Here is a 24,929-nt window from a genome sequence, read left to right on the forward strand (position 1 = left end):
GTCAGGGAAGTGGAAGCGGCGTCGAATCTTGAATTCAGCCGGGCCTTCCGTTGCTCACGTACATCCCATGTACGCTGCGCTACTCAGTCCCTAGCTTCATTCAACCTTCTCGGTGCTGAAAACCCGACTTTAAATCTTTGATTAAACGGATGGATTAAAAATCGGCTTTCCATCACGAAGCGAAGTCAGGGAAATGGAAGCGGCGTCGAATCTTGAACTCAGCCGGGCCTTCCGTTGCTCACGTACACTCCATGTACGCTGCGCTACTCAGTCCCTAGCTTCATTCAACCTTCTCGGTGCTGAAAACCCGACTTTAAATCTTTGATTAAACGGATGGATTTAAAATCGGCTTCCCATCACGGAGCGGATTCATGGACGTGGGTTCGGCGTTAAATTTCGATTTCAGCCAGGCCTTTCGCTACTTGGTGCTGAATAGCCGGGCTTACGGACACCAGAGACCTTATTGGAGTAACAAAAAAGGGTTTGAAAAGCTAATGGACCTCAGTGACCTTATTTGGGTAAAAGACACTAAGTCAGATGCATTAGATCGCAAATAAAGCCCCTGGAGTCCGTTACAGCGGGAAATGATCGGGAAATTGATGAATAACGGCCCTACGGTCCGTTAAAAGGTAGGTAGGTGCAACAATGAAGAAAATCGCGTTGATTGGCTCGACCGGTTCCATCGGCACGCAAACACTGGATGTAATCCGGGCTTATCCCGGGGAGTTCCGGCTGGAAGGATTGGCGGCGGGCAGCAATCTTAAATTGTTTGCTGAACAAGTCCATGAGTTTCGGCCTCGTAAAGCCTCCGTTGCTACCAAAGAATTGGCTGATCGAATTCGTCCAGAGCTGCCGGAAGGCGTGGAGCTCTACTATGGCGAGCAAGGCTTAGTCGAAGTGGCGGCGGGAACTGATGCCGATACGGTTGTGACGGCCATTGTTGGCAGTGCAGGGTTGCCTGCGACACTCGCGGCCATTGAGGAAGGCAAACACATTGCACTGGCGAACAAGGAAACCCTCGTTACAGCGGGGCACCTAGTCACAGAGATGGCTCAGCGCAAAGGGGTCGCGCTGCTGCCGGTTGACAGCGAGCACTCAGCCATTTTCCAATGCCTAAACGGTGAGTACAAGCAAGAGGTTCGTCAAATTACGTTGACCGCTTCCGGCGGTTCGTTCCGGGATCTGACGCGAGAGCAGCTGCGGGAGGTTACAGTGGAGGATGCCTTAAAGCATCCCAACTGGTCGATGGGCGCTAAAATCACCATCGATTCGGCCACGATGGTCAACAAAGGATTGGAAGTCATCGAAGCGCACTGGTTGTTTGGGCTTCCCTTTGAGCAAATCGGGGTATTGCTGCACCCAGAAAGTATCATCCACTCCTTCGTTGAGTATCGTGACGGCAGTGTGATCGCCCAGTTAGGGACGCCGGACATGCGCGTGCCGATCCAATATGCACTGACCTATCCACATCGCTGGCCATCGGCGGCAAAACGGTTGTCCTTAGCCGAGATCGGGAAGCTGCATTTTCGGGAGATGGATTTCGAGCGGTTCCCTTGTTTAAGACTTGCCTATGAGTGTGGTAAAATAGGTGGTACGGCAACCAGCGTTTACAATGCCGCGAATGAAGTGGCAGTCGCCCGCTTTTTGAAGGGGGAGATTCCTTTCTTGCAGATCGAGGCGATCATTGAAACGGCGTTAGCCGAACATGAGGTGCAGTTTCATCCGGATCTGGAAACGATTCGTGAAGCGGATCGCTGGGCAAGAGCCCTTGCGGAGACACTTTGATTACGGTGAGGCTTTCGCTTCCCTAAGATGGACCTCGTGATCAAAAGCTGTAGGCGGCGGTATTCTCTTGTGCCTGATCGGAGAATATATTAATCTAAAGTAACGTTGGACGATCCGTGGCCAGAAGGGGGATGCTTACGCTTGGAATTGCTGAAAATCATATTTTTGACGGTGCTCATGTTTTTCGTCATCGTTACGGTGCATGAATGGGGACATTACTTCTTTGCGAAGCGTGCCGGCATCTTGGTACGGGAGTTCGCCATTGGGTTTGGCCCTAAGCTGCTGTCTTTTAAACGGGGGGAGACCCAGTTCACCTTGCGTTTGCTTCCTTTCGGCGGCTATGCGCGTATGGCGGGGGAAGATCCGGAGCTGATTCAGATATCAGATGGACAAACCATTGCTTTGCGTCTGGAGAACGATAAGGTTCGGAAGATTTATCTGGACCGATTGGACAGTCGGAAGAACGTCATCCGCGGCGAAGTGCAGCACATCGACCTTGAGGACGATCTTGCGGTACGTTTGAATGTGGACGGCGAGGCGCTCACCTACCGTGTGCATCCGCAAGCCATGCTGGTGGCGAAAGGCAAAGAGACGCAAATTGCGCCGAGAGACCGGCAGTACGGCAGCAAAACTGTGGGACAGCGGGCTCTGTCGATTTTCGCGGGTCCTTTGATGAACTTTATTTTGGCGTTTGTGTTGTTTGCCCTGCATACTCAAATGGCGGGAATTCCGCTGGATCAACCCAGCCACCTGCAAATCGGTGAGGTCATGAAAGGCATGCCTGCCGAGGAAGTAGGGCTCAAAACGGGCGATATCATCGAAACGATCAACGGAACTCCGGTCGGAACCGATGCAAATAAAATGATCGAAATGATCCAGGCTTCGAAAAACAAACCGATGACGTGGACGATCAAACGCGGGGACGAGACGTTAAATATCACCATTACCCCGAAAGGGGCGGAGAATGAGGACGGTAAAATCGGAAGTACGATCGTTACCGTGTTCCCGACGCGCAGTGCGTCGTTTGGAGAGACGTTCCAAGTTGCCGGGGAGGACATGGTCAACACGACAAAAGCGATTTTCCTCGGGTTCAAACAGTTGATTAATCGCTTTAACATGGACGATCTGGGCGGACCGGTTCGCACCTTTGAGGTGACTGGTCAAATCGCGAAGCAAGGGATTGTTCAGTTAACCTATTGGGCGGCAATTTTAAGCCTCTATTTGGGGATCTTTAACCTGCTGCCGATCCCGGCGCTCGACGGAAGTCGTCTGATCTTCCTAGGGGTCGAGGCCTTGCGCGGCAAACCGATTGATCCTAACCGCGAAGGAATGGTACATTTCATCGGATTTGCGATGCTATTTCTGCTGATGATTGCGGTCACGTATAATGACATTTTGCGCTTGATTCACGGCTGATTGAAGATGGATGCGCAGCTCTGATGGCGCAGGTAACTATTAAACTTGTGGTTTTAACGGGAGGACAAAGGTTCTTATGGCAAACGAGGAGAAACAATTCGTCACGGAGATTACCCCGCAGGGAGTGGATTTTTCCCGTTGGTATATCGACGTTATTAAAAAAGCGGATTTGATGGATTACTCACCGGTCCGCGGCTGTATCGTATTTAAGCCGGACGGCTATGAAATTTGGGAGCATATTCAAGCGGAGTTGGACCGCCGTTTTAAAGAAACGGGGCATCGCAACGCTTATTTTCCGCTGTTTATTCCGGAGAGCTTCTTCCAGAAGGAAAAAGAACACGTTGAAGGCTTTAACCCGGAACTTCCTTGGGTGACCGAGGCGGCTGGCGAGAAGCTGGAGGAGCGTCTGGCGATCCGTCCGACATCTGAGACGATGATTGGGCATATGTATGAAAAATGGATCCAATCCTATCGCGATTTGCCGGTGTTGATCAACCAATGGGCGAATGTAGTGCGTTGGGAGAAACGGACGCTGCCATTCCTCCGTACAAGCGAATTCTTATGGCAGGAAGGCCATACGGCGCACGAGAACGAGCAGGAAGCTCGCGAAGAGACGATGCGCATGCTGGAAATTTACCGCGACTTCGTGGAAAATTATTTGGCGATCCCGGTAATTGTCGGGCAAAAAACGCCTTCTGAGAAATTTGCAGGTGCTGTCGATACTTATTCGATCGAAGCGATGATGAAGGACGGACGTGCGGTACAAGCAGGAACCTCGCACTATTTGGGAACCAATTTTGCGAAGGCGTTTGATATTCAATATCTCAACCGTGAGAATGTACGCGAATACGTTCATACGACGTCCTGGGGCGTCAGCACCCGGTTGATCGGCTCGCTGATCATGGTGCATGGCGATGACCGTGGGCTGGCCTTGCCGCCGAAGGTTGCGCCGAAGCAGGTCATGATTATTCCGATTGGCCCGCCAAAAACTTGGGAAGCCGTTGTAGGCAGAGCGGACGAGCTGTTCGCCGAGCTGAAGAAAGCGGGCATTCGCGTTGGGATTGATGACCGCGCTGACTTCCGCCCAGGCTGGAAGTTTAACGAGTACGAAATGCGCGGTGTACCGGTTCGTTTGGAAATTGGACCTCGCGATATGGAGAACGGCGTTTGCGTTCTTGTCTCCCGTATCAGCGGCGAGAAGAAGGTTGTTCAACAGGACCGGTTAGTCGAAGAGGTTCAGGCTATGCTGGAGCAGGTTCATCAGGAAATGTACGAGCGGGCTAAAGCGTTCCGAGAAGAGCATTTCTACACCGTCGATACGCTGGATGAAATGAAGGCCAGCATCGAAGAGAAACGCGGCTTCACCTTGGCCGGATGGTGCGGTTCGGAAGCATGCGAACGCACGGTGAAGGAAGAAACGGGCGCAACCAGCCGCAATATCCCATTCCATCCTCAAACGACGAAGGATACCTGCCTCGTTTGCGGGAATCCAGCGAAACATACCGTTGTTTTTGCCAGAGCCTATTAAGAATAACTTTCGCGTTACCGTCCCGCTAAGAGTTTGGGGAAGCTGAGGACGCGGGCGAATGGCACAACCACAAGAGGGCTTTCGGCAGTCAAGCGCCTGCAGGCTTATTACGCCGCCGGCATCACCGCCGGAAGCCTTTTTTTCGAATCATGGGAAGAAGTCAGCAAGCAAGGTGAGGGGAGAGGACATGACCGAGACGCAAGACAAGAGAAACCGGCTGGAGCTGTTGATGAAGCAGGCGGATGTGCCCGCTTCGCTGATCGATCCGTATTTTCTTGACGGGCATATCGAAAAAGTAGAGGTCAGTCGCAGCAATCGGGAATGGAGAATCACCATTCAGAAGGACACGCTGGTGCCGGCTCAAGCCTACCGCACCTTTTGCCTGCGGGTCAGAGAACGGATGGAGCATATCGCCATCATTTCTTTTGAGTTTCATTACGGCGGCGGGTTGATCGCCAAAGACATTGTTGAAGAATATTGGCCGCTGTTTCTCGAATGGGTGAAACGCCAGATTCCGTCGGTCAATGGCTGGATGGCGAGAGCCGGGCTGGATATCGACGGCGATATGGTCACCGTAACATTTGGCGACGCTATGGCGCTGGAGTTGGCGCGGAAGAAACAGATTGACAAAGCCATCACCGTGTATTATGAAACCTATTTTGCCCTGCCGTTAAGAATCAAACTGCAAACCGGAGAGCCGAACGTCGAAGCGTTTGAAGAGTTCCAGCAGCGGATCGTGGAGGAAGAACGCGAAGTTATTCAACAGATGATGGAGAGCATGACCGTGGAAGCTCCTCCGGAAGAAGACGATGGGGGCGAAGTGGTCAAGCTGCAGCTTGGGAACGAGATCAAGGATCCGCCTGTACCGCTTCAGCAAATCCAGGACGAAGAGAAGAAGATTACGATTCAGGGGACGATTTTTGGCCTGGATCGCAAGGAGCTGCGAAACGGCAACACCTTGTTTACGTTTTTCCTGACCGATTTCTCCGATTCCCTGCAGCTGAAATTGTTCGCCAAAAATAAAGAAGATCTGAAGATTATGGGGCAACTCGCCAACGGGAAATGGATCAAGGCACGGGGGAAAGTAGAAATGGACCGCTTTATGCCGGTTCCCGAGTTGGTCATGATTCCGTCGGATCTGGTTGAGGTGCCCGCACCTCCAGGACGAATGGATAACGCGTCGGAGAAGCGGGTTGAATTCCATCTGCACACGACGATGAGTACGATGGACGCCGTCACGCCGATTGGCGATTATGTGAAAATGGCGGCAAAATGGGGACATAAAGCGATCGCTGTGACGGACCACGGCGGTGTGCAAAGTTTCCCGGACGCGGCGAAGGCTGCGAAGAAGCATGGCATTAAGATGATTTACGGCGTGGAAGCCAATGTTGTTAATGATGATGTCGCGGTTGTGCTGAACCCGAGAGGGGACGAGTTGAAGACGGCGACCTACGTTGTATTTGACATCGAGACCACCGGTTTGTCGGTAACCCAAAACAAAATCATTGAAATTGCGGCTGTGAAAATGCGGGAAGGTAAAGAGATCGACCGATATGCGACCTTCGTAAATCCGCATGAACGAATCCCGTACCATATTCAACAGTTGACCAATATCAACGATGACATGGTGAAGGATGCGCCTGATGTGGAGCCGGTGCTGAAACGGTTCGTGGAGTTCGCCGAGGATGCGATTTTGGTGGCCCATAACGCCCGGTTTGACTATGACTTTGTTAATGCTAAGCTCAAGGAGCTGGGTCTGCCAATCATGGAAAACCCGGTGCTTGATACACTGGAGCTGGCCCGGATGCTGTTCCCGACGATGAAAAATCACAGACTGAACACTCTGGCTGCCAAGTACAAGGTTTCGCTGGAGAACCACCACCGGGCGATCGATGATACCGTGGCGCTGGGTGAGATCTTAAACGGTCTGCTGGATGATGCGGTCAAGATTGAAGGATACAAGACGCTTGACCGTTTGAACGATAAGGTCGGGAAAGACTTGTCCAATGCCCGTCCGTTCCATTGCGGCATTTATGCACTGAATCCGGTCGGCAAGAAAAACCTGTTTAAGCTCATCTCGTTGTCGCATACGGAATATTTCAAGCGGGTGCCTTGTATTCCCAAATCCAAGCTGGTGGAGCTGCGGGAAGGTCTGCTGATTCTCTCCGGCTGCGAGAAGGGCGAATTCTTCGAGACCGTATTGAACAAATCGGTGGAGGAAGCCGAAGCGGTTGCAGAATTTTACGATGTGCTCGAAATTCAGCCGCTGACGATGTATATGCATCTCGTAGAAAAAGGGCTCGTCGGCAGCACGGAAGAACTGCAAACTGCGATTCGCAAAATCGTAGAGATCGGGATGAAGCTGGACAAGCCGGTTGTTGCCACCGGGAATGTGCACTACTTAGATCCGAAAGACAAGCTGTTCCGTGACATTACGATCCACGGGATCACCGGGTTCAGCCCGTTGAAGGAAGTCCGCAAGCCGGATGCGCATTTCCGGACAACGGAGGAGATGCTGGAGGAATTCGCGTTCCTGGGCCAGGAGAAAGCTTGGGAAGTGGTGGTTACCAATACTTCGGCGTTGGCGGATAGATTCGAGGAAATTGAATTGTTCCCGGACAAGCTGTTTACTCCGATCATTGAAGGAGCCGACGAGGAAATCCGTCAGAAGTGCTACGATACCGCCAAATCGATTTACGGCGAAGAATTGCCTGAAGTAATTGTGAAGCGGTTGGAGAAAGAGCTGGAGCCGATTATCAAATACGGGTTCTCGGCCAACTATCTGATTTCCGAGCGGCTGGTGAAGAAGTCGAACCAAGACGGGTATCTCGTGGGTTCCCGGGGTTCGGTCGGTTCGTCGGTGGTCGCGCTGTTCCTCGGGATTTCCGAGGTGAATCCGCTGCCGGCTCATTATATCTGTCAAAATCCCGAATGCAAATATAGCGAATGGTTCCTGGACGGCAGCGTGCCCAGCGGCTTCGACCTTCCCGACAAAAGCTGCCCGAAATGCGGCGGCAAGCTGAAGGGCGAAGGCCAGGACATTCCGTTCGAGACATTCCTGGGCTTTAAAGGCGACAAGGTCCCCGATATTGACCTTAACTTCTCCGGTGAATATCAACCGGTCGCCCATAACTATACCAAGGTCCTGTTCGGTGAAAAGAACGTATTCCGTGCAGGAACCATCGGTACGGTTGCGGAGAAAACCGCGTTTGGCTTTGCCAAGAAATACGAAGAAGAGCATAACAAGCATTGGCGCGGGGCGGAGCTGAACCGTCTGGCGGCGGGATGTACCGGCGTCAAGCGCAGTACCGGGCAGCATCCCGGCGGGATCGTCGTCGTACCGGATTACATTGATGTGGAAGATATCACTCCCGTACAGTACCCGGCCGATGATACCGAATCCGAATGGAAAACAACCCATTTCGATTACCACGCCTTCGACGCGAACCTGCTCAAGCTGGATATTCTGGGGCACGATGATCCGACGATGATGCGGATGCTGCAGGATTTGACCGGGGTCGATCCAACGACGATCCCCATGAATGACCCGAAAGTGATGAGCATGTTCAACTCAACGGATGCCCTCGGGGTTACACCGGAACAGATCCGTACCCCGGTTGCCACTTATGGGATCCCGGAGATGGGGACGAAGTTTGTTCGCCAGATGCTGGTGGAATCGCAGCCGTCTTCCTTTGCTGACTTACTGCAAATCTCCGGGCTGTCACACGGAACCGGCGTATGGCTGGGGAATGCTCAGGAATTGATCAAAAACGGAACCTGTAACATCAAAACCGTAATCGGGTGTCGTGACGATATCATGTTGTACCTGATTTATAAAGCGGGGATGGATGCCGGCTTGGCCTTTAAAATTACGGAGAGCGTCCGTAAAGGGAAAGGGTTGACGCCGGAATGGATCGAGGAAATGAAAAAGTGTAAAGTACCGCAATGGTACATCGATTCCTGCTTGAAGATCCAGTACATGTTCCCGAAGGCGCACGCCGCTGCCTACGTTATCTCCGCGGTGCGGACCGCATATTTCAAGCTGTATTATCCGATCGAATATTATGCGACGTATTTCTCGGTCCGCGGTGAGGACTTTGATATCGAGCTGTGCTGCCAAGGGTATGAGGCGATCTACCGCAAAATTGAAGAGATCGAGCAGAAGGGCTTCCAGGCGCTGCCGAAGGAGAAGAACATGCTGCCGATCTTGGAAATGGCGCTGGAAATGACGGCCCGCGGCTTCCATTTCAAGCCGATCGACCTGTATCGCTCCGACGCTACGAAGTTTATCGTCGACGGCGATTCGCTGATTCCGCCGTTCTCGGCCCTTGCCGGGATTGGGGAGAACGCGGCCAAGAATATCGCTGCAGCGAAAGAGCAAGGCGAATTTCTGTCGATCGAGGACTTCCAGCAGAAATCCAAAGCGAGCAAAACGATCATGGAGCTCCTAGGTTCCATGGGCTGCTTCCGCGGCCTGCCGGAAAGCAATCAATTGTCCTTATTTTAATCTAGCTTCGTGATCCGAAGATGGCTTTTTAAGCTACTGGTTTATTGAAGGTTTAAAAAGACAGGTTTGGAGCACCAAGAAGGTTGGACGAAGTCAGGACTGAGTAGCGGAGCGTACAAAGAGGTACGTGAGCAACGGAGGGCCGGGCTGAGTTCAAGATTCGACGTCGAATAAACTTCTCGTATTCGCTTCGTGATCCGAAGATGGCTTTTTAAGCTACTGGTTTATTGAAGGTTTAAAAAGACAGGTTTGGAGCACCAAGAAGGTTGGACGAAGTCAGGACTGAGTAGCGGAGCGTACAAAGAGGTACGTGAGCAACGGAAGGCCGGGCTGAGTTCAAGATTCGACGTCGAATAAACTTCTCGTATTCGCTTCGTGATCCGAAGATGGCTTTTTAAACTACCTTTAGGAGTAAAGGTGTTTTACTTGTCACTTGGTATGTACTATGTTATAATTTTTTTGGCAATCATGAAGATAGAACCGTTGTTTAAAGAGTGGGGAAACCCACTCTTTAATCTTTGGTATATAGGATTGAATTATTGGAGGTAATGTACGCTTGAGCACACCAAAGATCAAAGCGACCGTCGAGCAAATGGTCACGCCTTATTTGGAGGAGAACGGCTTTGAACTGGTTGACGTGGAATACGTCAAGGAGGGCAGCAACTGGTTCCTCCGCGTATTTGTCGACAAAGAAGGTGGCATCGACATCGATGACTGCGGCCGGATCAGCGAATACCTTAGCGAGAAGCTCGACGAGAATGATCCGATTCCGTCGGCTTATTTTCTGGAAGTGTCTTCGCCGGGAGCGGAACGCCCCTTGAAGAAAGCCGAGGATGTCTCCAAGGCGGTCGGCAAAGACGTTTTTGTGACTACATACGAACCGGTAGACGGCCTGAAAGAATTTGAAGGCCGGCTTCTTTCCTTCGATGGGGACGAATTAGTTGTCGAAGTCGGGAAGAAGCGTCACGCCATTCCATATAACAAAGTTGCCAGCGCAAGATTGGCCATTATTTTCTAGTGTGACCTGCGGGGAATTATGAAAGGGGGAAATCGAGGCAAATGAGCATGGATTTTATCGAAGCCTTGAACGAATTGGAAAGGGAAAAAGGAATCAGCAAGGACATCTTGTTCGAAGCGATCGAAGCCGCGCTGATCTCCAGCTACAAACGTAACTTTAATACGGCGCAAAACGTGCGTGTGGATATGAACCGCCATACCGGCGAAATCAAAGTTTATGCGCGCAAGCTTGTCGTAGAAGAAGTCCTTGATCCGCGGACGGAAATTTCACTGCAGGCAGCCCGTGAGATTAATCCAAACTATCATCTGGACGACATTACTGAAATTGAGGTGACTCCTCGGGACTTCGGCCGGATCGCGGCACAAACGGCGAAGCAAGTCGTGACGCAGCGCATTCGCGAGGCCGAGCGCGGACTAATCTATAATGCGTTCGTGGAGAAGGAAGAGGACATCGTAACCGGGATCGTACAACGTCAGGACTTACGTAACATCTACGTTGATCTTGGCAAGGTGGAAGCCCATTTGCCGCTGAACGAATTGATGCCAAACGAGAAGTTCAAGCACGGCGACCGGATTAAGGCGTATATTACGAAAGTGGAAAATACGACGAAGGGACCGCAAATTTTGTTGTCCCGTACGCATCCGGGCTTGCTGAAGCGCTTGTTCGAGCTGGAGGTTCCGGAAATTTTCGACGGAGTCGTGGAGATTCGTTCCGTAGCCCGCGAAGCCGGCTTCCGCTCCAAAATCGCCGTATACTCCCGCAACAGCGAAGTGGATCCTGTTGGCTCCTGCGTTGGCCCGAAGGGCACGCGTGTGCAAACGATTGTTAACGAGCTGCGCGGAGAGAAAATTGACATCGTTCGTTATTCGGAAAATGTTGAGGAGTATGTAGCCAATGCGCTGAGCCCGTCCAAAGTGCTCGAGGTGCAGGTGTTTGAAGCGGAGAAGATGGCCCGCGTCATCGTGCCGGATTACCAGTTGTCTCTGGCAATTGGCATTAAAGGACAGAACGCGCGTCTCGCCGCCAAATTGACCGGTTGGAAAATCGACATCAAGAGCGAAACCCAAGCGGAAGAGGAATTCGGCAGAGAAAAAACCGATCAAGGCGAAATGCCTCAGGATTCCATCTCCGTGGATTAACGGGAGGTGGCAAGGATGAAGCAAAGAAAAGTACCGCTGCGCAAATGCGTAGCTTGCCAGGAAATGATGCCCAAGAAGACGCTGATCCGGATTGTGCGTTCCCCGGAGGGCGAGGTATCGATCGACTTAACGGGCAAAAAGTCGGGCCGCGGCGCTTATCTCTGCGGCAAGACGGAATGCTTTAAGCTCGCTCATAAATCGCGTGCTCTTGATCGGGCGCTCAAAGCTCCGGTTGGTAACGAGGTTTATGAACAGCTCGCTCGCGATTTCTTGGCCGTCGAGGATGAATTCCTTGCTGCTCAGGCTCGAGATGAGGATGAAGATGAGTAAGGCCCAGCCGTTGTCCGGTCTTGGTCTCGCCATGCGAGCCGGTAAACTGGTGACAGGGGACGAACTCGTCCTGAAGTCGATTCGTTCAAGAGAAGCCAAGCTCGTCATCGTTGCGGGGGATGCTTCCGCCAATACACAGAAGAAATTCCGGGACAAATGCGGGACCTACAACATTCCGCTGATCATCGGATTTGACCGTGAAGCGCTCGGGAGAAGTGTTGGCAAACCGGAACGGGTTGTTCTGGCGATCACCGATCCAGGGTTTACCGAGATGATCCGCAAAGCGATCTTGAAAACATCGGAGGTGGAGTATATTGAGTAAACAAGAAAAACAAGATAAGCTCAGGGTGTACGAATACGCTAAATCGCTCAACATGAGCAGCAAAGAAATTATCACGATTCTTAAGCGTCTGAATATCCCGGTCAACAATCACATGAGCGTCATGGAGAACGATGCAGTAGCCCGTGTGGAACAGTTTTTCAAGGATATTAAAAGCAACGCGGCGGCGAAACGAGAAAGCTCGGGGCGCAACGATTCCTCTGCCAAATCGCCGGCATCGGCTTCCGCAGGAGGGAGCCAAACACCGAAAGCTACATCCGGAGAATCTTCCGGTCATCGCGGAGATCAGGGACGCGGCGCAAACGCACCCGTAAAAAACCAAAATCAACAGGAAAAGCAGGTAAGCATGAATAATAAACCAAAAACAAACCAAACCAATGCAGGTGGCAGTACGGCAGTTCAAGAAAGATCCAGCCGTCCGAACGGCGGCAATCATCAAAACTCACGACCGCAAGGCCAAGGCGGAGGAAATTCCTCCAGTGCAAACCGGAACCCGCAAGGGAACCGGGGAGCCGGTCAAGGCGGCCAGCGGAATGATAGCGGTCAGCGCCCAGCTCAAGGCCAAAATAGCGGCGGAAACCGCAGCTTTGCGCCAAGCAACAATTTTGGCGGCGGAAACGGCGGCGGCAAAGGTCAAGGGCAAAGAAAAGGAAATAATAACGGCGGCAAAAACCAAAGAGGTTACGATGATAACCGCAACGGCGCCAATTTCAAAAATAATCGTGGCGGCAAAGGCGGGCGCGGCAAAGGTGCTCCGCAGCAGCCTCCACGCGAGAAGATCGACAATACGCCGAAGAAAATTATCGTCCGCGGCACGATGACGGTTGGCGAAACCGCCAAATTGCTGCATAAGGACGCTTCCGAAGTGATCAAAAAGCTGATGCTGCTCGGCGTCTTGGCAACCATTAACCAAGAGCTTGACCTTGACACGATCCAGCTGCTGGCAAGTGACTACGGCGTTGAGGTTGAATTGAAAATTCCGGTGGAAGAAGACCGTTTCGAAACGATCGAAGAGGTTGACGATGAGGCAGATCTGAAAGAACGTCCACCAGTCGTTACGATCATGGGTCACGTTGACCACGGGAAAACGACGCTGCTGGACGCCATTCGTTCCACCAACGTCACCGGCGGCGAAGCCGGCGGGATCACGCAGCATATCGGGGCATACCAAGTCGAAATCAACGGCAAGAAGATCACGTTCCTGGATACGCCAGGCCACGAAGCGTTTACAGCGATGCGTGCCCGCGGTGCCCAGTTAACGGATATTACGATTATCGTCGTTGCTGCGGATGACGGCGTGATGCCGCAGACGGTCGAAGCGGTGAACCATGCCAAAGCAGCAGGCTTGCCAATTATCGTTGCTGTGAACAAGATCGACAAACCGGAGGCAAATCCGGATCGAGTGAAGCAAGAATTGACGGAGTATGAGCTTGTGCCGGAAGAATGGGGAGGCGACACGATTTTCGTCAACGTCTCTGCGAAGCAAAAAATCGGCTTGGAAAACCTGCTCGAAATGATTCTGCTGGTAGCCGAAGTGAACGAGTACAAAGCCAACCCGGATAAACGCGCTCGCGGTGCGGTCATCGAAGCCGAGCTCGATAAAACCCGCGGTCCGGTAGCTCGCGTGTTGGTACAGCACGGAACGTTGAAGGTCGGCGACGCCTTCGTTGCAGGGAACTGCTTCGGCCGCGTCCGCGCGATGGTTAACGATCGCGGGCGCCGCTTGAAAGAAGCAGGTCCGTCGACGCCGGTGGAAATTACCGGTCTGACGGAGGTACCGCAAGCCGGCGATCCGTTTATGGTCTTCGAGGACGAACGCAAAGCGCGGTCGATCGCGGACAAACGGGCTACGATGCAGCGTCAATCCGATTTGGGTGCCAATACGCGCGTTACACTGGATGATCTGTTCCGCCATATCAAGGAAGGCGAAATCAAGGATCTCAACGTGATCATCAAAGCCGACGTGCAAGGTTCGGTTGAAGCGCTCAGAGGCGCACTCGAGAAGATCGAAGTCGAAGGCGTTCGCGTCAAGATTATCCACAGCGGGGCCGGTGCGATTACCGAATCCGATGTCATCTTGGCGGCGGCTTCGAACGCGATTATCATCGGGTTCAACGTCCGTCCGGACAACCAAACGAAAGCGACAGCGGAGCAAGAGAAGGTTGACATCCGCTTGCACCGCGTCATTTACAACGCAATCGAAGAGATCGAGCAAGCGATGAAAGGGATGCTTGATCCGGTTTATAAAGAGTCGGTTATCGGTCACGCGGAAGTCCGTAATACGTTCAAGATCAGCAAGGTCGGAACGATTGCAGGCTGTATGGTGACTTCCGGTAAAATTACCCGTACGGCGGAAGTCCGCTTGATTCGTGACGGAATCGTCGTATACGAAGGCAAAATCGATTCGCTCAAACGTTTCAAGGACGACGCGAAGGAAGTTGCTCAAGGTTACGAGTGCGGGATTACCTTGGACAATTACAACGACATTAAAGAAGGCGACGTCATTGAAGCGTTCGTCATGGAAACTGTTGAACCGAAGTAAGGTGGGTGTCTAAAATGGCCAAAAATCGTACCGGCCGCGTAGGCGAACAGATTAAGAAAGAACTTAGTGTGCTCATCCAGAGTGAACTGAAAGATCCGCGCATCGGTTTTGTCACGGTGACCGGGGTCGATGTGACAAATGATTTGTCGCAGGCCAAAGTTTACCTCAGCGTATTTGGCGACGAGGAGCAGAAGAACGAATCTTTAAAAGGGCTGGAGAAAGCGACCGGCTTCCTGCGCACCGAAATTGGCAAACGAATTCGGCTGCGCCACACGCCGGAGCTGATTTTCAAAATCGACGAATCTATCGCTTACGGCAGCCGGATAGAGAAGCTTCTCGGCGAAATTACGCAAGAGCACAAAGAATGAAATATGAAAGGGAATCGATAACTCATCTGCCACCCTTGAATGAAGATTAGCGGATGAGTTTTGTAGGTCCCTAAAGGAGACGGCAATGCAGACGACCTATGAAAGGGAGCTGAGTCAGACCAAGGAGTTCCTGACTCAGAATGATCATTTCCTAATTGTGTCGCATGTTCAGCCGGACGGTGACGCAGTCAGTTCCACCCTTGCGGTGGGCTGGCTTCTGTCATGTCTGGGTAAAAAATTCGTGATGGTCAACGAAGGCCCGATCCCAAAGCGGATGCATTATTTGTGGCATGCGGACGAGATTCTCGATTTGTCGGTGACGCCGCTTGACCGCAAATTTGATCATGTGATTTGCGTGGACTGCGCGGATTTCAAACGGGTTGGCACGACGCATGAATGGTTTGCCGAAGGGGCACGACTGCTGAACATCGACCACCATCCGACCAACGACCACTACGGCTCGGTGAATCTTGTAGTGCCAAATGCGGCGGCGACCGCTGAAATTTTGTTTGATCTGATCAACTATATGGGTCTGCCGTTGGATGAAACGATAGCAACGGTGCTTTATACCGGACTGCTGACGGATACCGGCGGGTTCCGGTACTCCAACACGTCGCCGAAGGTGATGGCGGCTGCCTCCAAACTGCTGGAATACGGCGTGGACGGTCCCGCTTTATCCGAATTGCTGCTAGAGCAAATGACGCTTCCGCAGCTGCGTTTGCTGACTCGGGCTTTAAACGGTCTTCAGCTTACGGAAGACGGGAAGATTGGCTGGGTATCGGTTACAGATGAGGACCTGAAGGCGACTGGCGCCGTTCACGAGGATATGGAAGGCATCGTCAACTATCCGCGAAATATCCAAGGGGTCGAAGTAGGCCTGTTGTTTAAAGTCATTAACGAACAAACCATAAAGGTGAGCATGCGCTCGGCGGGAAAAGTCGACGTGGCCAAGGTGGCCCAAAGCTTTGGCGGCGGCGGCCATGTCCGGGCCGCGGGTGCTCGCATTGAAGGGACCCTAGACACGGTTGTCCCTAGAGTGTTGGAACAAGTGAGGCTGCAGCTATGAACGCATACGAAGGCATTTTGCCCATCCACAAGCCGGCCGGTTTTACATCGCATGACGTGGTTGCCAAATGCCGGGGGATTTTGAAAATGAAGCGGATCGGCCATACGGGTACGTTAGACCCGGCGGTCACCGGAGTGCTGCCTCTATGCCTGGGCCGTGCAACGCGAATGGTGGAGTATTTGCAGGACTTGCCGAAGGAATACGAAGCGACCTTGGTGCTTGGCGTTGCGACCGATACAGAGGACATGACCGGCGAAATCATCGAACAGGTAAATGAGGTTCAGGTGACGGAAGAGGACGTACGGCGCGTGTTGTCCCGTTTTGTTGGCACGATCTCGCAAATTCCGCCGATGTATTCGGCGCTGAAGCAAGACGGTAAACGTCTGTATGAACTGGCACGGGAAGGGAAGACCGTGGAGCGTAAGCCCCGGGAAGTCACAATCTATCAATTGGAGCTGCTTGCTTTTCATCCGGAGGGGCCGCATCCGCGGATTTCTTTTCGTGCGTTATGCTCCAAAGGAACTTATATCCGTACGCTCTGCGTTGATATCGGACGTGCACTAGGCGTGCCTGCAGCGATGACGGAGCTGAAGCGGACGATGTCGGCGGGGATCACGGAGTCGCATTGTCTGACGCTGGATGAGGTGGCCCGCCACGCGGCAAGCGGATCGCTGCAAGATTATTTACTGCCGGTCGATCGAGCTGTTCAGCATTTGCCGGCTCACACGGTTGCTGCCGAGAAGGTCAAGGCAGCATTGCAAGGTCAGCGGCTGTCCCCCTCTGTGGTCTCTCCGGCGGTTAAGCGCGGAGAGACCCTGCGGCTGTACAGCCCCGAACAGCAATTTTTAGGCATCTTCCGGGTAGAAAAGGGAACGAAGGCCGTGAAGGCGGTTAAAGTGTTTTTACCCGAATAGCCTCAAGAAATGCGCATTCCGAGGGAAATTGCAGGTGACACGATCATGGAAACGATACATTTATCATATCCACTAAATGAACGATTTATAGAACAACATGCCCGTCCGCAAGTGCTGGCGATCGGCCAATTTGACGGCCTTCACCTGGGACATGCCAGCGTGATTGATTCGGCTGTCCGGTTGGCTGGCGAACTAGGTCTTCCTGCCTCCGTCATGACTTTTCATCCCCATCCGAAGGAAGTTATGAAAAAAGGCGACTACGACGGATATTTGACGCCGCCGAAGGAGAAGGAGCGTATTCTGCGCGAGATGGGCGTGGATTACGTATATATCGTTGAATTCAACGATGCCTTCTCGCGGGTAAGTCCGCAGAACTTCGTTTCCGGCATCCTGGTGCCGCTTCAGGTGCACACCGCGGTGGTTGGCTTTGACTTCCGTTACGGCTACCGGGGCGAAGGGGATGCGAGCATGCTGCGTGAATTGAGCGGCAACGTCCTTGACGTGCACACCGTGCCGCCGTTCCTGATCGACGGGGAGAAGGTCAGCAGTTCAGGGATTCGCAAAGCGCTGCAGGAAGGGAAGATTGAGCTAGCGAATCGTTGGCTTGGGCGGACGTATACGCTGAGAGGGACGGTCATGCACGGCGAGAAACGCGGCCGCCAGCTCGGATTCCCTACAGCCAATCTGCAGCTGGCGGAGCACTACGTCGTCCCGGCCAGCGGGGTCTACGCCGTGCGAGTTACGCGCGAAGGTACGACGTACTCCGGCGTGATGAACGTTGGGGTTAAGCCAACCTTTCATGAGAACGGCAAAATCTTTTGGCTGGAAGCCCATCTGTTTGATTTTTCCGGCGAGATTTATGACGAAAGCTTGTCTGTGGAATTAGTTCATTATATTCGGGCGGAGCGCAAGTTCGGCTCCCTGGATGAGCTGATCGCTCAAATTGGACAGGATGCGGAAACGGCTAAACGATTGCTGAAAGATTCCTGATAACTAAACCGATCCGGCATTTACTTTGCCCATCGGCTGTGGTATACTATGTAACGTTGTCATGCGGAAGAACTTTGCTTTTTCCAATCGGCAGCGAGAACCTTGGCTTGGTTGCACGGTTTCACCGCCGGCGACGAGGCTAACGGCGATTTGAGATAAAGGAGGTGAACAGGATGGCATTGACTCAAGAACGTAAACAACAATTGATCCAAGAGCACAGAACTCATGAGTCCGATACCGGATCCCCTGAGGTGCAAATTGCTATCCTTACGGAGAACATCGTGAATTTGACGGACCACTTGCGTACACACAAGAAGGACCATCATTCCCGTCGCGGTCTTCTGAAGATGGTTGGTCAACGTCGGAAATTGTTGGCTTACTTGAAGAACAAAGACGTAAATCGTTACTCCGCTTTGATCGAGAAACTTGGATTGCGTCGTTAATTAAACAAGTTTGTATAAAAGCAGCCTAGTTGCATGGCGGACGCTGGCGAAGCGTGCGGTGTGCGGCCGGGTTGCTTTTTACAAATTAGGCTTTGTTGCGATAAGCTTTCATGAAGAGCTCCGTCAGGAGCTTTTGTTATGAGGACATTCTTCTGCGCCAGCGCCGCTTCTCATTATGAATTGGTGAAAAGCAGGAAATAATGAACTCAGTACCGAACTTGTATTGGTGATAAGGAGGGATTTCATGCAGACTGAAGTGAGAATGGATTTGGGAGGAAGACCTCTCATTCTGGAAACCGGCCGATTGGCAAAGCAAGCCAATGCGGCTGTCATGGTTCGCTACGGCGATACGGCGGTGCTTTGTACGGTTACGGCTTCTTCGGAACCTAAGGATTTGGACTTTTTTCCGTTAACCGTCAATTATGAAGAGAAACTGTATGCAGTCGGTAAAATTCCCGGCGGCTTTATTAAACGGGAAGGACGTCCGAGTGAAAAAGCGATTCTGGCCAGCCGTTTGACCGACCGTCCAATTCGCCCGCTCTTTCCGGAAGGCTTCCGTAACGATGTGCAAATCGTAAACTTAGTCATGAGTGTGGATCAGGATTGCGAACCGGAAATTGCCGCAATGATTGGGACTTCTGCAGCGCTGAGCATTTCCGATGTTCCGTTTAACGGGCCGATCGGCGGCGTAGCTGTAGGCCGGGTGAACGGGGAATTCGTCATTAATCCGGACGTGGCACAGCAGGAAGCCAGCGACATTTACGTCGTGGTTGCCGGAACGAAGGACGCCATCATGATGGTGGAAGCGGAAGCGAATGAAGTTCCAGAAGAGGTTATGCTTGAGGCCATTATGTTTGGCCATGAAGAGATCAAAAAGATCGTTGCCGTCATTGAAGATCTCGTAAAAGTGGCCGGCAAAGAGAAGATGCAGGTGCAGCTGCATACGGTGAATGAAGAAGTGAACCGTGAGGTTCGCGCTTATGCCCAGGATCGCTTGATTGAAGCCGTGAAGATCGCAGAGAAGCATGCACGTCAGGATGCGATTGACGCCATTAACGACGAAACGGTGGCTCATTTCGAAGAGAAATACATAGAAACGCCGGAGCTGCTCGCCGATGTGAAGGAAGTGCTTCACGACATCGTTAAGGAAGAAGTGCGCCGGTTGATCACCCATGAAAAAGTACGCCCTGACGGTCGTAAACTGGACGAGATTCGTCCAATTGAATGCGATATCAGCTTGCTGCCGCGTACGCATGGCTCCGGTCTGTTCACGCGCGGACAAACGCAAGCGCTGAGCATCTGTACACTTGGGGCATTGGGCGATGTTCAAATTCTCGACGGGATCGACCTCGAAGAGTCGAAACGCTTCATGCACCACTACAACTTCCCGCCGTTCAGCGTTGGTGAAGCTCGTCCATTGCGGGCTCCAGGCCGCCGCGAAATCGGTCACGGCGCATTGGGCGAACGCGCGTTGTCGAAGGTCATTCCGCCGGAATCCGAATTCCCTTATACGATTCGTCTCGTATCGGAAGTTTTGGAATCCAACGGTTCGACCTCGCAGGCGAGCATTTGCGCTAGCACGCTGGCGATGATGGATGCAGGCGTACCGATCAAAGCTCCGGTTGCCGGGGTTGCCATGGGGCTGATCAAAGACGGCGAGCATGTGTCGATCTTGACCGACATCCAAGGGATGGAAGACCATCTCGGCGATATGGACTTTAAAGTAGCCGGTACCGCGGAAGGCGTTACGGCCATCCAAATGGATATCAAAATTGACGGCATTGACCGGCAAATTTTGTCCGACGCTTTGAAGCAAGCAAGAGAAGGTCGATTGTTTATCTTGTCCAAAATGATGGAACGGATCCAGAAGCCGAAGGAGCATCTGTCCCCTTACGCGCCGAAGATCACCATCATGCAAATCAATCCGGACAAAATCCGCGATGTCATCGGGGCCGGCGGCAAGATCATCAACAAGATTATCGAGGAAACCGGCGTGAAGATCGATATCGAGCAAGATGGCCGCGTGTACATCGCTTCTACCAATGAAGAGATGAACAACAAAGCGCGTTCGATCATTGAAGGGATCGTCAAAGAAGTGGTGGTCGGTGAGATTTACGTCGGGACCGTCAAACGGATCGAGAAATTTGGTGCATTCGTTGAGATTCTGCCGGGTAAAGACGGCTTAGTGCATATTTCGCAGCTCTCGACGGAACGCGTTGCCAAGGTCGAAGACGTTGTGGCGATCGGCGATACGGTAACGGTGAAAGTGACCGAGATCGACAACCAAGGACGGATCAATCTTTCCCGCAAAGCGGTATTAACCGCCGAAACGGACAAAACTCCATCCAAATAAATGAGATAACATATCGACGCAGGCAACCCTTGCGGGAAAAGAGACAGAATAATTAAATTCTGGCTCTTTTTTATTGCGTTCGCATATCCCTGGGCTTGTCAACATATGATGGGGACAAAAACCGTTTAAGGGGATGAGCTGTTAGCATGGGGCGGAACAAGTTTGCGGTCATCGCGATATGCATTGCGTTTATGATGATATTGGGGCAGTTTGTCGGCATTCGGGCCTTCGTTGCCAAAAGCTCGGGGGAAAATGGCGGCAGCTACGCTTTCCGCCTGATTCATGACCTGACCGGTGACCTGGGGGCCCAGAACCAGCCTCACCCGGCTAGCGGCGGGACAGCGAAGGATACGGATCCGTTGCTGGCCAAGATCCGCGAAGAGGCGGAGAAGCAGCGGATCGAGCCGATCGATGCGGTGGTCGACCGGGTCTGGAAAGCCATTCCCGGCTATAACGGTCGTGAGGTGGATATCGAACGCACTTACAAGAAGGCCAAACAGCTGCCGGAGGGCGCGAACATCGAATATGTCTATCGGGAGCTTCGGCCGAAAGTAAATCTCGAGGATTTAGGGCCGCAGCCGATTTACCGGGGGAACCCAAACAAGCCGATGGCAGCGCTCATGATCAATGTCGCCTGGGGCAATGAATATCTGGTGCCTATGCTGGATACGTTGGATCAGCAGAAGGTCAAGGCGACCTTTTTCCTCGATGGCAGCTGGCTCAAGAAGAACGGGGACCTTGCCGCCGAAATCAAGCGGCGCGGGCATCAAATCGAAAACCACGCCTACTCGCATCCGAATATGAGCCAACTGGAGCAAACCCGGGCACGGCTGGAGATCTCCAAAACGAAGGAGCTGCTGAAGGAGAAGCTGGGCGTGGAAAATCGCTGGTTTGCGCCGCCTTCGGGTGATTATAATATGCAAACCGTCAAGCTGGCGGCGGAGCAGGGGCTGAAGACGGTATTGTGGACCGTGGATACAGTAGATTGGAAAAATCCGCCCGCAGCCAGCATCGTTAGTAAGATCAGCAGCAAAGTGGGGCCAGGATCGCTGATCTTGATGCATCCGACGGCGTCCAGCCGCGATGCCCTGGAAGGGATGATTCAGGCCATTCGCAGCAAAGGGTTGGTGCTCGGAACCGTGGAACAAACGCTGTCGCCGGACCGCGTCGAAGTCCCTGCTCCGCAGAGTTGAGCTTTCCGCCTTTTTTTGGTAGGATAGGGATGCATTTATTAACGACGCTAACCAACGCATCGCATAACATTTAGGAGGGCCTTTCGTGAAGAAAACGCAATTGAAAAACGGCCTTCGGGTAGTCATGGAGAAGATCCCAACGTGCCGTTCGGTCTCGTTCGGGATTTGGGTCAAAACTGGCTCCCGCAATGAACGCCCTGAGCGGGGCGGAATTTCGCATTTTATCGAACACATGCTGTTTAAAGGGACGGAACGCTACAGCGCCAAGGACATCGCAGAACAGTTTGATGCGATTGGCGGCAACGTTAACGCGTTTACGTCCAAGGAATATACCTGTTATTACGCGAAAGTGCTGGATGAGCATTTACCGATTGCGGTTGACGTGTTGTCCGACATGTTTTTCCGTTCTTTGTTCGATGCGGAGGAGCTGCGGAAAGAGAAAAACGTCATCGTCGAGGAAATCTCCATGTACGAAGATACGCCGGATGATATGGTCCACGATCTTGTAACGCAGGCAGCCTACGGGGACCATCCGCTGGCTCTTCCGATCCTAGGGACGGAGGAGAAGCTGCGCGCTATGGAATCTGAGCACCTGCGAGAATACATGCGTGAGCACTATACGATCGAGAATACGGTCATTAGCGTGGCAGGGAATATCGATGAACAGGTGATTGACCTGCTGGAGCAATATTTCGGTGATTTTTCGAATCGGGGAAGCTCCAGTCCATTGGCTGCGCCTGAGTTTTTGGGCGGATTGAAGTTCCACCGCAAGAAGACCGAGCAGAACCATATTTGCTTGTCATTCCCCGGATTGCCGATCGGGGATGAGAAGCAGTATGCGATGGTGCTGCTGAACAATGCGCTTGGCGGCGGCATGAGCTCACGACTCTTTCAGGAAATCCGTGAGAAACGCGGGTTAGCCTACTCGGTGTACTCGTATCACAGCTCGCACGCGGACAGCGGACTGTTTACGGTGTACGCGGGAACCGCGCCGCGTCAAACGAAGGAAGTGCTGGATTTGACCAAGGAGATCCTGCACGATGTGTCGGTGAACGGGATTACTCCAAACGAGCTAAGCAAGGGGAAGGAACAGCTGAAGGGCAGCTTGATTTTGAGCTTGGAAAGCACCGGAAGCCGCATGAACCGACTTGGCAAAAATGAGCTGATGATCGGCAAACATTATTCTTTAGATGAGATGATCGCCCGTATCGAGGCGGTGACGATGGACGATGTCAATCAGGTGTTGAAGTGCATGTTTAGTCATCCATTCTCGCTCGCCATGGTGGGGTCGTCTGATCGCGTGATATCGGGAGTTAGGAGAGATGAGCTTGTCGTTTGAAGTGCAAATTAATCGTTTGGCAGGAAATGAAGATATTGAGCTGCCGCGTAAAATGTCGGAGCTGGCTTCCGGCTTTGACCTCTACGCCGCCGTTACAGAGGAGCTGACGCTCCAGCCGGGGCAACGCGCCCTCGTACCGACCGGGATCGCTATCGCGATGCCCGGCGGCCTAGAGGCGCAAATTCGCCCGCGCAGCGGGTTGGCGTTGAAGCACGGCATTACGTGCCTGAATACGCCGGGGACGATCGACGCGGATTACCGCGGGGAAATCAAGGTGCTGCTGATTAACCTCGGGCAGGAACCGTTTGTGATCCGTCGGAATGAGCGGATTGCGCAGATGGTGTTCCAGATCGTTCCTGAGGTGAATCTCGTGCAGGTAGACAAGCTGTCGGAGACGGTTCGCGGCGCCGGCGGGTTTGGTCATACGGGCACGAAGTAAGGGACTGAGGCACGTTTAACCTGAGTAGCATGTTTATGTTCAGGTGTTGAAGAATAAGGGTAAAAAAGGTTCTTATTTTCGGTTAGGAGAGGGATATGGCCGGGAATAGCGGACTTTTTTACCCTTATTTTCATTTATCGCATTCAAAAGTGGCGGTTATGGTGGGTTCCGCTCCAAATAAGGCCTAAAATATCCTCTATTTTTTGCGCTTAAAAGAATTTCGCTGAAATAAGGCCCGAAAAGTCCCTTATTTTGCTGCAGTAATGATCTCCATTAACTTTTCCATTTGGGCATCTCTTCCGCCGATAATGTCTTGGCGTGTTGTTGGAACATAGATATCCGGTTCTAAGGAGGTTTCGTGGGTCAAGCGTTGATCCGGCCGAGAAAAATGTTTATAAGATACGGTAAATTGAAATCCGGAGTGAGGCATCTTAAACACGAATATATCTCCATAACAAGATGGCTGATTGCCCGTTGGTTCTCCGATCAAAGTGGCCAGCCCATTATCTTTGAAGGTGACGGCAAAGACATTTGCGGCGCTGAACGTTTTGGGGGAGATCAATAGATACAAGTGACCGTTAAACGGGTTAACGGATGAGCTAGCATGGGCCTTCCCATGATTTTTAACCAATGTTCATTTTCAGTTGGCACTACCTTGGACAGCTCGTCTAATAACTGTGGAGGGGTTAGCCCGCCTAACTCAAGTAAAAGGTCGCCCCGTTGTAACAACGGCGTTGATCGAATCACCACCGGGCCTTCCGCAGTCCAGTATAACGGCAGCTCCAAATAGGAAAGGGAAGGGGAATAAGGGTTGATGCTCGTGTGGGCGTCATGCAGTTGCCCGATCATTTCTACAGCGGAGATATAAAAACGGCTTATGGGCAGCGGACCTGCTTGAATCATCCGGTAAGTATCCCGTATTTTTTTTCGTTGCTCTCTCTGCCATCCGTCGATCAGTGACGGGTGAACCTGTTCCAGCGTGCTTATAAGGTAATCGAAATCCGCTTTCATCGTATCGGGCGTCAAGAGAGCACTTTCTGCGGGATCCGCTTCGCCCAGCCTTTGTATAGGCGAGGTGAATGGTTCGACCTCTGACGCTTGCCGCTCCGGTGAGGAAATAACAACAGATCCTGCAAACGCCAATATCAAAAGAATCATCAAAAAAATTGCATAAATCACAGCCCGTTTTCCTGGCTTTCTCAACTCACTCCACCACCTG

Annotated in this window: 20 protein-coding genes; 18 read left to right on the forward strand and 2 right to left on the reverse strand. The window is 52.3% G+C overall.

What is annotated here, in order from left to right; all coding sequences use genetic code 11:
* Positions 1 to 645: 645 nt before the first annotated feature.
* The 18 genes from M3G15_RS07925 to dut all read left to right on the forward strand — a co-directional run bounded on the left by M3G15_RS07925 (position 646) and on the right by dut (position 23,710).
* Complete coding sequence (locus tag M3G15_RS07925) at positions 646 to 1,785, forward strand: 1-deoxy-D-xylulose-5-phosphate reductoisomerase (protein ID WP_085278770.1); 1,140 nt, start codon at positions 646 to 648, stop codon at positions 1,783 to 1,785.
* A 141-nt stretch (positions 1,786 to 1,926) separates the two neighbouring features.
* Entirely contained in the window at positions 1,927 to 3,201 is a 1,275-nt protein-coding gene (rseP, locus tag M3G15_RS07930; RefSeq protein WP_028540090.1) for an RIP metalloprotease RseP, read from the forward strand.
* 76 nt (positions 3,202 to 3,277) lie between these two features.
* Positions 3,278 to 4,729, forward strand: coding sequence for a proline--tRNA ligase (gene proS / locus M3G15_RS07935; protein WP_016312407.1), 1,452 nt, complete (start codon positions 3,278 to 3,280; stop codon positions 4,727 to 4,729).
* Positions 4,730 to 4,916: 187 nt separating this feature from the next.
* Positions 4,917 to 9,236 (forward strand): PolC-type DNA polymerase III, encoded by a 4,320-nt coding sequence (locus M3G15_RS07940; protein ID WP_260070576.1) that lies wholly within the window; start codon positions 4,917 to 4,919, stop codon positions 9,234 to 9,236.
* Between the two features lie 556 nt (positions 9,237 to 9,792).
* Complete coding sequence (gene rimP / locus M3G15_RS07945; RefSeq protein WP_009223047.1) at positions 9,793 to 10,254, forward strand: ribosome maturation factor RimP; 462 nt, start codon at positions 9,793 to 9,795, stop codon at positions 10,252 to 10,254.
* A 41-nt stretch (positions 10,255 to 10,295) separates the two neighbouring features.
* Entirely contained in the window at positions 10,296 to 11,393 is a 1,098-nt protein-coding gene (gene nusA / locus M3G15_RS07950) for a transcription termination factor NusA (RefSeq protein WP_009223048.1), read from the forward strand.
* A gap of 15 nt (positions 11,394 to 11,408) precedes the next feature.
* Positions 11,409 to 11,723 carry an RNase P modulator RnpM gene (gene rnpM / locus M3G15_RS07955; RefSeq protein WP_009223049.1) on the forward strand — a complete coding sequence of 105 codons (315 nt, stop codon included), beginning with the start codon at positions 11,409 to 11,411 and terminating at the stop codon, positions 11,721 to 11,723.
* On the forward strand, positions 11,716 to 12,045 hold the full coding sequence (locus M3G15_RS07960) for a L7Ae/L30e/S12e/Gadd45 family ribosomal protein (protein WP_009223050.1): 330 nt from the start codon (positions 11,716 to 11,718) through the stop codon (positions 12,043 to 12,045). Before rnpM ends, M3G15_RS07960 begins: the two co-directional genes overlap by 8 nt.
* On the forward strand, positions 12,038 to 14,605 hold the full coding sequence (gene infB, locus M3G15_RS07965) for a translation initiation factor IF-2 (protein WP_009223051.1): 2,568 nt from the start codon (positions 12,038 to 12,040) through the stop codon (positions 14,603 to 14,605). The genes M3G15_RS07960 and infB overlap by 8 nt, the downstream gene beginning before the upstream one ends.
* 14 nt (positions 14,606 to 14,619) lie before the next feature.
* Positions 14,620 to 14,973: a 30S ribosome-binding factor RbfA gene (gene rbfA, locus M3G15_RS07970; RefSeq protein ID WP_009223052.1), complete on the forward strand. Its 354-nt coding sequence runs from the start codon at positions 14,620 to 14,622 to the stop codon at positions 14,971 to 14,973.
* 85 nt (positions 14,974 to 15,058) lie between these two features.
* Complete coding sequence (locus M3G15_RS07975; RefSeq protein WP_260070577.1) at positions 15,059 to 16,039, forward strand: DHH family phosphoesterase; 981 nt, start codon at positions 15,059 to 15,061, stop codon at positions 16,037 to 16,039.
* A complete protein-coding gene (gene truB / locus M3G15_RS07980; RefSeq protein ID WP_260070578.1) occupies positions 16,036 to 16,953 on the forward strand; it encodes a tRNA pseudouridine(55) synthase TruB in 918 nt (305 codons plus the stop codon). Before M3G15_RS07975 ends, truB begins: the two co-directional genes overlap by 4 nt.
* A gap of 45 nt (positions 16,954 to 16,998) precedes the next feature.
* A complete protein-coding gene (locus M3G15_RS07985; protein WP_260070579.1) occupies positions 16,999 to 17,943 on the forward strand; it encodes a bifunctional riboflavin kinase/FAD synthetase in 945 nt (314 codons plus the stop codon).
* A gap of 173 nt (positions 17,944 to 18,116) precedes the next feature.
* Positions 18,117 to 18,386: a 30S ribosomal protein S15 gene (gene rpsO, locus M3G15_RS07990; RefSeq protein ID WP_009223056.1), complete on the forward strand. Its 270-nt coding sequence runs from the start codon at positions 18,117 to 18,119 to the stop codon at positions 18,384 to 18,386.
* A gap of 244 nt (positions 18,387 to 18,630) precedes the next feature.
* Complete coding sequence (gene pnp, locus M3G15_RS07995) at positions 18,631 to 20,739, forward strand: polyribonucleotide nucleotidyltransferase (RefSeq protein WP_260070580.1); 2,109 nt, start codon at positions 18,631 to 18,633, stop codon at positions 20,737 to 20,739.
* A gap of 146 nt (positions 20,740 to 20,885) precedes the next feature.
* Positions 20,886 to 21,932 carry a polysaccharide deacetylase family protein gene (locus tag M3G15_RS08000; protein WP_260070581.1) on the forward strand — a complete coding sequence of 349 codons (1,047 nt, stop codon included), beginning with the start codon at positions 20,886 to 20,888 and terminating at the stop codon, positions 21,930 to 21,932.
* Between the two features lie 85 nt (positions 21,933 to 22,017).
* Complete coding sequence (locus M3G15_RS08005; protein ID WP_260070582.1) at positions 22,018 to 23,271, forward strand: M16 family metallopeptidase; 1,254 nt, start codon at positions 22,018 to 22,020, stop codon at positions 23,269 to 23,271.
* Positions 23,255 to 23,710 carry a dUTP diphosphatase gene (gene dut, locus M3G15_RS08010; RefSeq protein ID WP_016312395.1) on the forward strand — a complete coding sequence of 152 codons (456 nt, stop codon included), beginning with the start codon at positions 23,255 to 23,257 and terminating at the stop codon, positions 23,708 to 23,710. The genes M3G15_RS08005 and dut overlap by 17 nt, the downstream gene beginning before the upstream one ends.
* Before the next feature lie 247 nt (positions 23,711 to 23,957).
* Here dut and M3G15_RS08015 read toward each other — a convergent pair whose 3' ends face one another.
* Together M3G15_RS08015 and M3G15_RS08020 are read right to left on the reverse strand one after the other, a co-directional pair.
* The gene (locus M3G15_RS08015; protein ID WP_311202265.1) at positions 23,958 to 24,341 is read right to left on the reverse strand and encodes a S41 family peptidase; all 384 of its coding nucleotides are present in this window, start codon (positions 24,339 to 24,341) and stop codon (positions 23,958 to 23,960) included.
* Positions 24,269 to 24,913: a hypothetical protein gene (locus M3G15_RS08020; protein ID WP_260070583.1), complete on the reverse strand. Its 645-nt coding sequence runs from the start codon at positions 24,911 to 24,913 to the stop codon at positions 24,269 to 24,271. The genes M3G15_RS08015 and M3G15_RS08020 overlap by 73 nt, the downstream gene beginning before the upstream one ends.
* Positions 24,914 to 24,929: the final 16 nt, after the last annotated feature.

The organism is Paenibacillus sp. p3-SID1389 (genome assembly GCF_025151705.1).
GTDB classification, from domain to species: Bacteria; Bacillota; Bacilli; order Paenibacillales; family Paenibacillaceae; genus Fontibacillus; species Fontibacillus phoenicis.

Coding starts and splice junctions, on each gene's coding strand:
- M3G15_RS07925 (WP_085278770.1), top strand. CDS start 646: ATGAAGAAAATCGCGTTGATTGGCTCGACCGGTTCCATCGGCACGCAA.
- proS (WP_016312407.1), top strand. CDS start 3,278: ATGGCAAACGAGGAGAAACAATTCGTCACGGAGATTACCCCGCAGGGA.
- M3G15_RS07940 (WP_260070576.1), top strand. CDS start 4,917: ATGACCGAGACGCAAGACAAGAGAAACCGGCTGGAGCTGTTGATGAAG.
- nusA (WP_009223048.1), top strand. CDS start 10,296: ATGAGCATGGATTTTATCGAAGCCTTGAACGAATTGGAAAGGGAAAAA.
- rnpM (WP_009223049.1), top strand. CDS start 11,409: ATGAAGCAAAGAAAAGTACCGCTGCGCAAATGCGTAGCTTGCCAGGAA.
- M3G15_RS07960 (WP_009223050.1), top strand. CDS start 11,716: ATGAGTAAGGCCCAGCCGTTGTCCGGTCTTGGTCTCGCCATGCGAGCC.
- rbfA (WP_009223052.1), top strand. CDS start 14,620: ATGGCCAAAAATCGTACCGGCCGCGTAGGCGAACAGATTAAGAAAGAA.
- M3G15_RS07975 (WP_260070577.1), top strand. CDS start 15,059: ATGCAGACGACCTATGAAAGGGAGCTGAGTCAGACCAAGGAGTTCCTG.
- truB (WP_260070578.1), top strand. CDS start 16,036: ATGAACGCATACGAAGGCATTTTGCCCATCCACAAGCCGGCCGGTTTT.
- M3G15_RS07985 (WP_260070579.1), top strand. CDS start 16,999: ATGGAAACGATACATTTATCATATCCACTAAATGAACGATTTATAGAA.
- rpsO (WP_009223056.1), top strand. CDS start 18,117: ATGGCATTGACTCAAGAACGTAAACAACAATTGATCCAAGAGCACAGA.
- pnp (WP_260070580.1), top strand. CDS start 18,631: ATGCAGACTGAAGTGAGAATGGATTTGGGAGGAAGACCTCTCATTCTG.
- M3G15_RS08000 (WP_260070581.1), top strand. CDS start 20,886: ATGGGGCGGAACAAGTTTGCGGTCATCGCGATATGCATTGCGTTTATG.
- dut (WP_016312395.1), top strand. CDS start 23,255: ATGAGCTTGTCGTTTGAAGTGCAAATTAATCGTTTGGCAGGAAATGAA.